Genomic DNA, 13380 nt, shown 5'->3' with positions numbered 1-13380 from the left:
CTATAAAGCCCCCCTGGCGACGACCGGCAGCGAAAGTTCCTTCGCCTTGAGCTGCTCGGCGAAGGCAAGAACATCGCGGGCAAGAGTGTCACGATCTGCAAGAGTTTGCATGACGGTCGAGGTAACAAGCGAGGAAATTTCAAGGGAGTCCCTATAACCAGCGTCTGCATCGTCAAGGACGAAGCCATCGAGCAGACCGGCGTAATGCCCTGCCACGCTAAGCGGATTAACATCCATCTTCAATTCACGCATCATCTTTGCCGTTGGTCCTTTCACCGCCTCGCCACCAACAATGGGGCTGATCGCAATGACCGGTACCGGGCAAGCCTTCAGCGCCTCGCGCACCCCCGGTATGGCAAGGATGGGATCGACACTGACGAAAGGATTTGACGGACAGATAATGACCGCATCCAGTTTGGGATCGCCAAGCAAGCGAAGGAAAGATTGATTGGGTTTTGCCGTCTGGGCACCGGTGAAACGAAATCCACTGACTTCGGGCTTGCATAATTGTCCGACAAAATAATTCTGAAAAGGAAGGACCTGTCCGTCCGCCGTATCAACCATGGTTCTGACCGACTGGTCACTCATGGGCCATGCGTGGGCTTCGATACCCATCCTAAGGAACAGATCGGCGGTAATCGCGCTTAATGTATGGTCTTGCTTAAGGGATTCAGTGCGTCTTATATGAACGGCAAGATCGCCGTCACCCAATTGAAACCAGGTCTCGCCGCCAAGCCGTTTTAACTGCTCGAGAAAAACCCATGTCTCGCCGGCCCGGCCCCAACCCAATTCCGTATTGTTTTCACCCGACAGGGTATACATCAGGGTATCGACATCGGGCGAAATATGAAGCCCCAAGTGTTCAAAATCATCGCCTGTGTTGACAACCACGGCCAATTGCCAGGGCTCAAGTATCCTGTAAAGACCAAGGGCCAGTTTGGCCCCGCCAATGCCGCCGCTGAGCGCCAGAACCCGGGGTCGGGTGGATATGGAATCTTGAGACCGGCTCATTGTGTTCGGTGGCTCCGGTTGTTTGTATTGTTTTTCACAATATCGTTCTTCGCCTAAGTTGCCATATTAAGACCTTTGTTAATTATGCCGAGTAGGACGTCATAATGTCACGCAGGGTTTCAAGGTTTTTTTGCGGATCATGGGCTTCCAAATTGGCCGGACAGATGCCGTCTTCTAGCCATTGTGCTTCGAAAGCCGATTGCTCTCCCCGGTGGATCAAACCGGCAGCTATTCTTCCCTCGCCTCGCAAACGTTCAATCGCCTGGAAAGCAACACCCCTGTCAGCGGATGAGTAATCCGGGTCTTCATCGACATTAAACAGTTGTGTATCCCAATCGGGATAGGTGTCGTTATAGGTGACGCAGGGTGACAGGATTTCTAGTAAGGCAAAGCCTTTCTTGGCCCGAACATGTTCCAGACCCTGTTTCAGCAAGCCGTTAAGCTGGTCCGACCAGCGCGTAAAACCGCGCGCCAGAAAGGTAGCACCCGGGATCGAAAGACCCAACGTAATGCCATCAATGGGCGCACTGTAACCGGCGACACGGGCTGCCGCCGAAGTCGGCGAATCCTGACCCTTGGTCAGCCCATAGGCGGCATTGTTCATCAGGATATAAAGGACACTGGCATTGCGGTGAATGGCGTGGACAAAATGGCCCATGCCGATGGCATATCCATCGCCGTCACCACCGGCGGCGATGACAGTAAGCTCGGGGTTGGCGATGGCGGCGCCCACGGCTGTCGGCAGAACGCGACCGTGCATGGAATGATAACCGTAGGCATTGATATTGTTCTGGATCGAACCCGAACAGCCAATGCCCGCCAGTACGAAAGTTTCGTGGGCCGGAATTTCAAGTTCTTTCAAGGCGTTAACAAGTGCTCCCTGAACGCCGTAGTGGCCGCAACCGGCGCACCAGATCGGGTCTTTTGGTGTGAAGGTTGTCGTCATGCCATTGCCTCTTGTGTGATAATTCTGTCCGCCAATTCCGAAGGTCTGAACGGTAATCCGTCATATTTACGAATCCCGCGAAGGGTTTCAGGCGGACAACCGGCTCCTTTAAGAAGCCGTTCCAACTGGCCGCTCTCGTTGTGTTCAATGACGTAAACTTTCGAGCACTTTTTGACAAAATCGATGGTGTCGTCCAGGACAGGCCACAAGGTTAATGGCCGGTGGATCAGTGTTTTCAAACCCTGTTCTTCAAGTTTTTCCTGAGCTTCACACATGACACCCGATTCCATGCCGGTGCCAATCAGGCCGATGTCCGCATTTTCGTCACCGTTTTCGACCGCCCCTGGCAGCAGGTCCAAAATAGCGTCGATCTTGCGGGCCCGTTTGTCCATCATAATAACGCGGTTGGCCGGTTCGGTGGATACCTGTCCCCATTCGTTGCGTTCATTGCCGGTGACAAGATTCATTCCGCCAGGCATACCCGGCACCGCCCACGGCGAAATGCCATCATCGGTAATGGCGTAGCGCTGATAGGTATCAATTTTTTCAAGTGCCGCCTGATCGAGAAGTTTCCCTTTATCCAGTTCAACACTGTCAAGATCAAACGGGGCAACGGTGGCGGTGTTTTGGGCCAGCGACCGATCCAGGGCGATGTAGACAGGGATTTGCGCGATCTGTGAAATGTTCGTCGCCAGGGCGGCGATGTTGAAGCATTCCTGGGCATTGCCGGGGTAAAGCACGACACGGGGAAAATCGCCACTGCCGCCCTGGGTCAACATGCCTAAGTCGCTTTGTTCGGTTTTTGTCGGCATGCCCGTTGACGGCCCGGCCCGTTGGCAGTTGACAACAACCAGGGGAATTTCGGCCGAACCGCAATGGCTGATGCTTTCCTGCATCAGGGCTATGCCTGGTGATGAAGACGCTGTCATGGCCCGCGCCCCTGTAAGCGAAGCTCCGATAGCCTGATTAATGGCGGACAACTCGTCTTCCGCCTGAATGACCACAGCGCCTAACTTTGAGGAATGTCTTGATAGTGTTTCCATGATTTCTGTCGCAGGGGTAATCGGATATCCGGCAAAGAACCGCCCACCGGCGGCCAGGAATCCCATCGCCGTCGCCTGGTTGCCGGTAATGGACAGGCGTTCCGATTTTTCCCCTTTGGGCAAATCGATCAGGTTCTTGCCCACTTTGATTCCGAATTCATCAGCGACTTCAAAGCCTAAGCTCAGGGCATGAAGGTTGGCGTTCAGGGCGTCTTTGGAAAGTCTTTTGAAGCGCTTTTTCATGCAATCGGCGGCTTCGGTATCGTCGATGCCGAGCGCCCGGGCAACCAGGCCGAAACCGATGCCGTTTTTGAACAGGTCGCGCCGTAAATCCCTGACCGCAAAGCGGCTGAACGGCACGGCAAGAACCACGACATCGTCGTTCAGACAATTTACAGGCAATGGCCCGCGCGACAAATCGTAAATGACAATGCCTTGGGGGCCCATGGTTGGACCGGCGTTGACAATGGCTTCTTCATCAAAGGCGACAAGTACATCCAGGTTATCGCCAAGGCCGCCGTGCTGGACTTGCGAGGCACGTAAAATCGCCGCCGCATGACCGCCCTTGATGCGGGACGCAATGTTGCTGGTCTGATAAAGGTCGAGTCCGCGATTGCGAAGGGCTTGGGAAAGCAGCGAAATGATGGTCAGCGAACCATCACCGCCTTGCCCCGCGACCATCACGTTGACATCTTTACAAACCTTGGCCGGGCTCGGCAATTTGATTTTATTGTTGATAATGTTCATTGCTCTTCAGCCGGTGGCGGTGCCCCGGGTCCTTTTGTGTAAAAGGTTTTAGGGCTCAAATAGCCTAAGGCTGTTCGTTCTTCCAGGGTCGGCATTTGCACGGGCAAGGGACGGTTCAGTTTTTTATTTTTCGATAACATTCCCATCAGGTATTCGCCCCGGGGTTCATCAGCCAAGGGCCGCTGTTCGATGACGCCTGCTTCCAATGCTGCTGCAAAGGCCTTATGTCCTCGTTCGGTTCTGATCAGGGTGTAAGTCCAGCCATCCATGCCAATGCCACCACAACTCAGATCGGCATTTTCGGCACCGTAATCAAGGCAATAAAGACACGCCGGGCGGGCGAATTGCTGATACTTGGCCAGCGAGTATTCCCTGACCTCGCCATCATCGAGGCGGACCACGACCTTGCCCTTAATATTGATGTTAACGATCCTTTTCGGATCAACGTCGATCAACTCGCCCAGTTTTTCTATGCTTTCATGGGTGAAGCTTTCTGAACAATACAGCCCGATAACCAGGGCGATATTGTCCCGGTACCAATTGCTCATTTCCATGCGGATGCTCGAGTGCTGTTGCAGGCGCACGCCATCGACCTGACAGGGAACACCAACCACACAAAGCGGCGAGACGTTTTCCTTCATAGCTTCCTGAAGGGCCAGGGTATTGGGCGAATAGGTGTAACGGGATGCAGCACAGCTCAGCACCTGTTCACGGGTTTTGGCCAGTTTCTGAAAGCCGATCTGGGTATTGTCGGGATAGACATCGCCCAGAATGGCCCCTTCAAGGGTGCCATTATCAAAGCCATGCAGAATAAGCGCCGATACGACACCGCCGTCTTGTGCATGGTCGAGGATTTCCGGGTCGGTAGCGCGGGCATAGACGCCGTAAGAATAGGTGCCGTAGCTCTCGAGCGTGGCGGGTTCACGAAATTCAAGAATTTCCGGCAAGTCCCGATCAACGGGCCGCAGCACCGGGCAAACCTCGACGCATAAAATACAGTAAACGCAGGCATCGGTTCGGGTATCGACGGGGCGCTCATCGACATAATCGAAAACGTCAACCGGACAAATACTGATGCACGAAGCGCAGCCGACGCACTTGCCGGGATCGACAATTGTCTTCATCAGGAAATCGACGGCGCGGAAACCGCCACGGTTTAATTCCGTGCGCCAGGCAAAGGCCCATTCGTTAGGGTCGGTTCCCTCTTCGATCAGCCCCAGAAAACGGCTTTCAACGTCAGACGTTCTTTTATCCAGGCTACGTAAGGGAGGTTGTTGGACTTTGACCATGGGTACCCGGTTCCCAAAATTCCTTGTGATCTCTCACCCAAATATGATACTGCGCGAGAGTGTGGAGATGACAAAAATTGATCAATTACCAGTGCTTAGGAATTCATCAATCGTTCTGTCGCCAATAGGATTGAATTGGCATATTTTGTAAACTTCAAAAAGGTTTGTTGCCGCGTAACAAAAGTTTCATGTCACTTATTTTCATCAAGAAATTGCCACCAAAAAACAGGTTTTGACCATGGCGTCCTCATTTGAATCCTATGCCGTTCCCCATTTAGCCTTGATGGAACCCGGTGACGATCTGGCAGAACCGATCATTGAAGGCGTTGCCGCACTGGGCCGCAATCTGGCGAGTGGTGATATTGTAGTAATTGCCCAGAAGGTGATCTCCAAGATCGAAGGACGAACCGTTGACTTAAACCAGGTGACGCCATCGCCCAGGGCCCGGGACGTCGCCGATCAATGCGGCAAGGACCCCCGTGAGGTGGAACTGATCCTGTCGGAATCAGTAGAAGTTCTACGCGCCGTCCCCGATATTCTGATCGTCGTCCATCACACCGGTGTCATCCTGGCCAATGCCGGGCTGGACCGCTCAAACGTTCGCTCCGAAGGGGGCCAGGAAAATGTCCTTCTGCTGCCCGTCGATCCTGATAAGTCATGTCAGGAAATCCGGGCCCGGCTGTTGGACCTTAGCGGTGCCGATGTGGCGGTGATCATCAGCGACAGCCTTGGCCGGCCCTGGCGCATGGGAACAACCGGTATCGCTATTGGCGTCGCCGGAATTCCGGCCTTGTTGGATTTGCGCGGTGACGAGGATTTGTTCGGTCGCGAACTGAAGGTCAGCCAACAGGCGATCGCCGATGAACTGGCTTCGGCGGCAGCACTTTTACATGGACAGGGGGCCGATAAACAACCGGTGGTGATTATTCGCGGTGATTTTTCCTGGGATCAACCGGATTCCGGGGCGGGCTCACTGGTCCGCCCGAAGGACATGGACCTGTTCAGGTAAATATCCTGGGCCAGGATATTATGATTTTCCGTGCCGGTCTTTGGCCTTGCTGACAGCGGCAGCTCTTGCCGGTGACGACAGCAGCTCTTCATATACTTTCTGCCAGTGGGCAGGGTCAAAATTATCTCCGTCGAAGGCATTGAGGAAACCCTTGGTGGCGGCGACGGCGGCGGGGACATTGGCGTGCGTGCTTTCGGCCACGACCATGGCTGCTTTGAGACAGCCGTCCCCGGCAATGACTTGCGAGACGATCCCGTCTTTGAGGGCGGCTTGGGCGTCAAGCCGTTCCCCCATGATCATGATCCGAAAAACCGCGTCACGGCCAAGTAACAGGCGCAACCGGGCGATGGACCGGGGATTGTAGAGCAATCCTAAGCGGGTTGCCGGAACCTGAAAAACAGCTTGCTCGGACGCTAACCGGACATCGCAACTCATGGCCAGGTCAAAGGCCCCGCCCATGCAAGGTCCATTGATGGCGGCAATAACGGGAACGGGCAAGTTTCGGATTGCGCTCGTCGCCGCCTCGATCCCTTCATCGACGGCAAGATCGTCAATCGTCCCTGTCAGGGTGGTGAAATCGCCGCCCGCGCTGAAGCAATCTCCGGCACCGGTCAGGACCACCGCGCTCACCTCTTCAGCAACAATGTTTGCAAGGGCATCATTTAAGTCGCCCAGCAATTCCAGGGACAAGGCATTTTTGCGCTGTGGCCGGTTCAGGGTTATGGCAACGACCCGGTCCCTAAGCTCCACTTCAATAAATTCAACCATGCCTTTGCCTCTATTCCTTAGATTGTTGGTCCTGAAGCGTGCGCCAGACACGCTCGGGTTTCATGGGCAACTTATATTGCCTGACTCCAATAGCATCATAAACAGCATTGGCGACACATCCGGCGACCGGAATAATCGGCTGCTCGCCGATTGTCTTGGCCCCACCGGGTCCGGCCTCTTCCGTCGTCGGGACGAAAATAACATCAATGGGAACCGCGTCGGGGAATGTTGCGACCCGGTCGTCTAAATATCCGGGGTTAAGCAATTGTCCATTTTCGCCGACGGCTGCTTCTTCACTTAAGGCAAAACCCAACCCCTGAGTGACACCGCCGATAACCTGTCCGATAGCGCCCTGGGGATTAATGATGGTTCCTGAATCGTGGGCCGCCCAATATTGCTGAACGGTTACTTTGCCGGTCAGTTTGTCGACCTGCACACAACACCCGTGAACAGAGAAGGTATAGGCGGGCGAGATGTTGCCATATCCGGATTGATCGGGCACCACGACACCTTTTGGTTCATAACAACCGGTCACATCAATTTTTTCATTCAGGCTACGTTTCTGGACCAGATTGACAACCTCCGCCACCGACGCATTTTCTTTTAATTCATGTTCTGCGGCGATCTGGTTGCAGGCGGTTTTGAATTGTAAGCAGGCGTCAATGGCCGCGGCGCCGGCAAAAAACGATGTGCGGCTGGCAAAACTGCCAAGCCCGTAAGGTCCGCTGGGCGTATGGCCCAGAACCACATTTAATTTTTCGCGATCCATGGAAAGTTCGCCCGCGACGATGCTTTTCAGAACCTCGACCGTGCCAGCGCCAACTTCAACCTCTCCGGAACTGATTTCAATTGTCCCGTCCGGGCGCAGTTTCAAGGAGACATATGCCTTGTCGAAGCGGGCGTCATAGCCGCGGTTGCTGATACAATGCATGACCGCTGAAACGCCATAACCTGTTCTTAAACGCTCATCGCCTGGTGGGTTTTCGCTTTGTTTGTGGGCATCCATTCGGCTGGCGACGGCATCGAGGCATTCATCCATGCCGCAACTGCCGACTTCCCAACCGTGGATGGTGGTGTCGCCGGAGCGGCTGGCATTCTTGCGGCGCAACGCCACCGGGTCCATGTCCAGTCGGCGCGCCAATTCATCAATCAGTTGTTCCAGTGCAAAGGACGATTGGGGAATGCCGAACCCCCTGAAGCATTCCGACGGCATGGTGTTGGTATAAACAAGTTGTGCTTCGGCCCTGATCGCGGAAAACCGATAAATATTGTCGCCCCGTATCATGGCGGCCATTGTTACTGGCGGCCCATGCAGGGAATAAGCGCCGTTATCGGCCAGAACCGTCGTCTCCTTGACCAGAAATTCGCCGTCTGCGGTGGCGCCTAAGCGCGTGTGAATGCGCATGGCCAGGCGGGTCCGCCCATCAATCATATCTTCGCGTCGGGGCAGGACCATGGCGACATCCCGGCCCAGCCTGTGGGCGAACAGCAAACAGACAAGATGGGTCGGATGTTCCCAGCGGGCACCGAATGAGCCGCCGATATCAGGGGTGATGATTTCAAGCCTTGCGCCCCAGCTTTCGACGATTTGCCGGTATTGTTCGACAATGACGGATGGCGCATGGGTCGCCGTTGTCAGTTCAAGCTCATCGCCATCGATACGAACCAGGCAGGCCCGGGGTTCCAGGGCCGCATGGGGCACGGCCTGGGTCTCGAAAGTTCCCTCGACCCATAACGCGACCCGGGCAGCGGCGGCATCGTAATCTCCCGGTGATGACGCAAACTTGAAGGCGACATTATCCGGGCAGGATTGATGGACCGGGATTTCGGCAGCAAGCGCCTGATCAAAGGTACAGACATGGGGCAAAACCTCGTAGTCGATGTGTAGCGCTTCAAGGCCCAGCCGCAGGGATTCCAGGTCCCTTGCAGCAACGGCGGCAACGCCATCGCCATAATAGCGGGCGACGGATGACAAGACGGGCTGGTCGGGCTGTTGATGGCCTAAGGCAATACCTTCGAAATCTTCTGCCGTGAAGACGCCAAGGACGCCGGGGATTTTCAGGGTTTCAGCCGTATTGATACCTGTCACCCGGGCGAAGGCATGGGGGCTGCGGGCCATTCCGGCGACGATTGTCCCGGGTGGAATCAGGTCGGCGGTGTAGCGAGACTTTCCTGTCGCCTTGTCCCATACGGTCGCGGCTGATTTTGGAAGGGGAGCGTTCATGGGCTTTTTTTCAACATATCATGTATTTGCTGATATCCGCCACACCGGCAAATGTTGCCTTCCAGAAGTTTCGCCAATGGCTCCGTTCCCGTTTCCGTCCCACCGCCTTCAATCCAGGCGTTCATCATGGCGATTCCACCGGTACAAAAGCCGCACTGAACGCCCCCTTTGGCCTCGCAGTCTTGACCAAACCTGGCCACCAGTTCATCCGGAAGGCCTTCCAGGGTGGTCACGGTTCTCGAGGCGACTACCCCGCATAAAAGCAGACACGAACATACAGGCTCGCCATCAACAAGCACTGTGCAAGCACCGCAATCACCTTCGCCACAGCCTTCCTTGGTGGCCAGCAAATTCAGCTCATTACGCAAAAAATCAAGCAGCCGTCGCCCCGTCCAGGCCGCAGAAATTTCATGACGGGCGCCATTCACATGAAGAAATTGGCTTTTTGTCATGTTTGCTCCGTTACTGAATTTGCCCGAAGTCCCGTTTCAGTGATCACATCTGCAACCAGAACCTTGATTAATTGACGACGGTAATCGGCGCTGGCTCGATGATCGGTGATCGGTGCACAGATTTCCGCAGCGCCTCCAGCGCACTTTTGCATTGCCTGAACCGTCAATGGTTTACCGATAAGAATTGCCGCAGCCTCGCTGGCGTCGATGACAACCGGCCCGACGGCGCCAAGCGCCAGCCGGGCGGCGTTGACCGTAACACCGTCGGGCTCGAATTTAAGGCGGGCGGCGACGCTGGCAAATGCCAGGTCCAGGGCGTTGCGCTCCGTAAACCTTTTATAAAAACTGATTTCTCCCGCAGCCAGTGGTGTCAGGGATATGGCGATGCAAAGTTCACCGGCTTTCAGGCCGGTTTGGCCGGGGCCGATCAGGAAATCGACCAGCTTGACCTGGCGGCGGCTCCCATCGCCGCTGGCAATTTCCACAATACCATCGTGGACAAGAAGTCCCGGCAGTGTGTCACCGGCCGGCGAGGCGGTGCAGACATTCCCCATCAGTGTCGCCTGATTGCGAATTTGAACGGAACCGATTGATTGCGCCCCTTCGGTCACGGCGGGGGCGGCGGTGCGAAAAGAAGACGAACGGACGAGGCGGGCGATTGGCACGGCGGCGCCTACCCGAAAGTTGTCGACGTTGGCCTCTATGGTTTGCAGCTCCGGGATGGCTCCCGTCCATACCAGTTGCCGGGGCTCGCCTCGCTGGGAGGCCCATAACAGGACATCGGTGCCTCCGGCCAAGGGGTGAGCGCCATTGGCCAGACCGGTGAAGGCATCATCAAGAGTTGTCGGGCAGTGCAGATCAAGCTCGGGCAAATTACTGGCCGGAAGTACGGAAGAAGGTTCTGACAAAAAAATTCCACCTCCAGGCTGAATTTACAGGGCTAATTTATTGCTTATAAGCCAGTAATTGCTTGTTCCCCCAGATTAGTAAACTTGTAAAAGGTTTATGATTACGTAACAATACATTCATGCCAAGTTTACGCTCCAGATTGCCGCCTGTGAACAGCCTTGTGGCATTTGAAGCTTCCGCCCGCCACTTAAGTTTTACTCGTGCAGGTCAGGAATTGCTTATCAGCCGCGAGGCCGTAAGTCGGCAAATCCGCATACTTGAGGACTATCTGGGCCTGAAACTTTTTAACAGGCTGTATCGGGCTCTGGAACTGACCAAAGCGGGAGAAGAATTCCAGTTCGTGGTCAACGAGGGGCTTGAGAATATCGCCCAGTTAACGGTTAGCCTGCAAAATTTGAAAGAACCCTCCAAGATTGCCATAACCGGGACGATCGCTATTACCTCGTTCTGGTTAACGCCCCGTTTTCCCCGCTTTCATGAAAAATATCCTGAACTGGAAATCCGCGTTCACGTATCCGACTCCCTACCCGATATGCTTGGCGAAGGCATTGATGTTGGCTTCCGCTATGGCCACGGCAATTGGCCGGGGTTCAAAGCGACCCATTTGTTTGACGTCGAAGCGTTTCCGGTGTGCTCGCCGGAATATATTCAAAACGCCACTGCCATGAAAACACCGGCTGATCTTACAAACCAAGTGCTGCTGCATTTACATGGCCAACATGCCCAGGAAAACTGGACCTGGTGGATGGAAGAGTTTGATCTGGAATTGCCGCCAACAATCCGCAGCTTCGGGTTCGACAGCTATGCCAGCGTCATACAGGCTGCCCTTGATGGCCAGGGTGTGTTTCTGGGTTTTAGCGAAATCATCGATAATTTATTATCGAAAGGACTGCTTGTGCGGCCCATTGAATACGCCCGGATGACAAGTTTCGCCGTTTATCTGATCGTTCCCAACGGCAAAACGTTAACCCCGAACGTCCAGAAATTTTTCGACTGGATTATCAAGGATGTGGCTGCCGGTGCTTCTGTCGTGAGGGCTGCCAACGTGACATGAATTATTTGTTACGTGACCGCAATCCTTTTACAAGTTTACGCCTTAAAGACATCTCATTATTCCCTAATGAAGCTGTAAAACATGCAAAAACCGGAATCAATCACCAGTTCCGGAGACCTGCCATAGGAGGATATCGAGATGAAGGTTGGAACATCACTTGGGATTAGTCCGCGCGAGCCTATTTCCCACACTGTTGAGGTTGTCCAGAATGCCGAGAGGCTGGGTTTCGACAGCGCTTGGATAGCCGACGTTCAGATGTCCATGAAGGATTGTTATACCGCCCTGCCGTTATGCGCCGTTAACACATCAGATATTTTGCTGGCGACGGGCGTGACCAATCCAATAACCCGTCATCCTTCAACCATAGCTTGTTCATTCACCGCTTTAAACGAAGTCAGCAATGGCCGGGCGGTGATCGGCCTTGGTTCAGGCTGGACCGCTGTTCATCAGGTCGGCCTGAAGCCGTCGAAGATTAAAGACCTTGAGCAATCAATCAACGACATCCATGACATGTGTGAGGGCAAGGAAGTCGAAGGCCCACATGGTGACCCGTATCGCCTGACGACGGCAACCGGTCGCATTCCCGTTTTCGTTGCAGCCAATCAGCCAAAAATTCTGCAAATGGTAGGTCGTGTCGCCGATGGCGCCATTTTGATGGGCGGCGCCAACAAAGACTTTACCGAGTGGCAGATCAGCCAGGTGCGCAAGGGCGCCGACGAAGTGGGCCGCGATTTCAGTGAAATTCAGCTTCATCTGTGGGCGGCCATCAGCATGAATGAAGACCGTGATGCGGCTCGCGATGACGTCTCGCACTGGGCCGCGTCGCAGGCCGAAAGTTTCGCCAAGTGGAAAGTGCGTCCCGATTTCATGGCCCCCTTCCAGGAGGATTTCGATCGGGCCTACGATGCTTATGACAAACTGGAGCACATGTCATCGCACGCCACCCACAAAGGTGTTCTATCGCCGGAATTTATCGATTGGGTAGCCTTAGTGGGCACACCGGACGATTGCCTTGAAAACATCAAGGAACTTGAAACCCTGGGTCTTCACGGCGTTACCCTGGCGTTCCGGGCCGGTGGTATGGGCAGGCTGGCCCGTATGGAGCAAATCAGCGATCAGCTTATCAAACACCTGAAGTGATATAGGGCGATATGTTTGACAATCTGATCCATCCGAAAACCGCGGTCCTGATCCACGGGCTTTGTGATGATCGCTCGGTCTGGGATCGACAGGTTCCTGCGTTCAGGGACTCAATGAATGTCATTACCTATGACATCAGGGGTTTTGGCGCCAGTCCCGTCGGGGCGGCAAATGGAACCGTCGATCAGATGGCCGATGACCTGGCCCAGATAGTCAGCGCCGCGGGTGCGGGGCCTGTCTGGCTTGTCGGCTTTTCCATGGGTGGCGTTATTTCCCAGCGCTTCGCACTGGATTTCCCGGACATGGTAGCCGGCCTTGTGCTCGTCGCCAGTTCGTGTGTGGTCGGTCGTCCCGGCGTCGAGTATTTTGAAAGCCGCATCGCACAAGTCGAAAAGGGCGGGCTTGACGTTTTTCGATCCATAGCGATGGAAGACGGTCGTGGATGTATTGGTAACGGTGACGAGGCATTGATTAGCGAATATCAAAATATTCGTATCAATGCCGTCAGGGACCCGGAAGGTTACTTAAATGCCGGGCGGGCCATGTTGCGCCTTAGCACGGAACCGATCATTCAGGATCTGGGTAAAATAAATAAACCGACATTGGTGATTGCCGGGGACAAGGATATATATTGTCCGCCAAAGGCTTCGCAAATGATTGCCGATGCCATACCCGGGTCTGAACTTGAAATTATCTCAGGCGCTGGCCATTGCATGCACTGGGAAGAAACCGAGACGACCAACAATCTGGTTAGTCGTTTCATCCTTGATCACTGACGCAAGGAGCAC

12 protein-coding genes are annotated in these 13380 nt (G+C 54.5%); 4 read left to right on the top strand and 8 right to left on the bottom strand.

What is annotated here, in order from left to right:
• From HOL66_01075 to HOL66_01060, 4 genes are all read right to left on the bottom strand, one after another.
• Positions 1-1011 (bottom strand): 2-phospho-L-lactate transferase, encoded by a 1011-nt coding sequence (locus tag HOL66_01075; protein MBT5242817.1) that lies wholly within the window; start codon positions 1009-1011, stop codon positions 1-3.
• Between the two features lie 82 nt (positions 1012-1093).
• Entirely contained in the window at positions 1094-1957 is an 864-nt protein-coding gene (locus tag HOL66_01070; protein MBT5242816.1) for a 2-oxoacid:ferredoxin oxidoreductase subunit beta, read from the bottom strand.
• Positions 1954-3747, bottom strand: a complete 1794-nt coding sequence (locus tag HOL66_01065; GenBank protein ID MBT5242815.1) for a 2-oxoacid:acceptor oxidoreductase subunit alpha — start codon at positions 3745-3747, stop codon at positions 1954-1956. The genes HOL66_01070 and HOL66_01065 overlap by 4 nt, the downstream gene beginning before the upstream one ends.
• Positions 3744-5036, bottom strand: coding sequence for a 4Fe-4S binding protein (locus tag HOL66_01060; GenBank protein ID MBT5242814.1), 1293 nt, complete (start codon positions 5034-5036; stop codon positions 3744-3746). The genes HOL66_01065 and HOL66_01060 overlap by 4 nt, the downstream gene beginning before the upstream one ends.
• Positions 5037-5274: 238 nt before the next feature.
• Between HOL66_01060 and cofE the strand changes: the two genes are divergently transcribed.
• A complete protein-coding gene (cofE, locus tag HOL66_01055) occupies positions 5275-6045 on the top strand; it encodes a coenzyme F420-0:L-glutamate ligase (GenBank protein ID MBT5242813.1) in 771 nt (256 codons plus the stop codon).
• 18 nt (positions 6046-6063) lie between these two features.
• On the opposite strand, the gene HOL66_01050 is transcribed toward cofE, so the two are convergent.
• The 4 genes from HOL66_01050 to HOL66_01035 are packed head-to-tail and all read right to left on the bottom strand — an operon-like array spanning position 6064 to position 10397.
• On the bottom strand, positions 6064-6813 hold the full coding sequence (locus tag HOL66_01050; GenBank protein MBT5242812.1) for an enoyl-CoA hydratase/isomerase family protein: 750 nt from the start codon (positions 6811-6813) through the stop codon (positions 6064-6066).
• 10 nt (positions 6814-6823) lie between these two features.
• A complete protein-coding gene (locus tag HOL66_01045; GenBank protein MBT5242811.1) occupies positions 6824-9037 on the bottom strand; it encodes a xanthine dehydrogenase family protein molybdopterin-binding subunit in 2214 nt (737 codons plus the stop codon).
• On the bottom strand, positions 9034-9489 hold the full coding sequence (locus HOL66_01040; GenBank protein MBT5242810.1) for a 2Fe-2S iron-sulfur cluster binding domain-containing protein: 456 nt from the start codon (positions 9487-9489) through the stop codon (positions 9034-9036). The genes HOL66_01045 and HOL66_01040 overlap by 4 nt, the downstream gene beginning before the upstream one ends.
• The gene (locus HOL66_01035; GenBank protein ID MBT5242809.1) at positions 9486-10397 is read right to left on the bottom strand and encodes a hypothetical protein; all 912 of its coding nucleotides are present in this window, start codon (positions 10395-10397) and stop codon (positions 9486-9488) included. Before HOL66_01035 ends, HOL66_01040 begins: the two co-directional genes overlap by 4 nt.
• Before the next feature lie 161 nt (positions 10398-10558).
• Between HOL66_01035 and HOL66_01030 the strand changes: the two genes are divergently transcribed.
• The 3 genes from HOL66_01030 (at position 10559) to HOL66_01020 (ending at position 13368) form a co-directional block, all read left to right on the top strand.
• Positions 10559-11452 carry a LysR family transcriptional regulator gene (locus tag HOL66_01030; protein MBT5242808.1) on the top strand — a complete coding sequence of 298 codons (894 nt, stop codon included), beginning with the start codon at positions 10559-10561 and terminating at the stop codon, positions 11450-11452.
• A gap of 138 nt (positions 11453-11590) precedes the next feature.
• Positions 11591-12592, top strand: coding sequence for an LLM class flavin-dependent oxidoreductase (locus HOL66_01025; protein MBT5242807.1), 1002 nt, complete (start codon positions 11591-11593; stop codon positions 12590-12592).
• An 11-nt stretch (positions 12593-12603) separates the two neighbouring features.
• Positions 12604-13368, top strand: coding sequence for an alpha/beta fold hydrolase (locus HOL66_01020; GenBank protein ID MBT5242806.1), 765 nt, complete (start codon positions 12604-12606; stop codon positions 13366-13368).
• The last annotated feature ends 12 nt before the right edge of the window (positions 13369-13380 follow it).

The organism is Rhodospirillaceae bacterium, from assembly GCA_018662005.1.
Taxonomy (GTDB): domain Bacteria; phylum Pseudomonadota; class Alphaproteobacteria; order Rhodospirillales; family JABHCV01; genus JACNJU01.
Note: the sequence above shows the minus strand (reverse complement) of the source record. Positions and strands in the feature narration are given on the sequence as shown.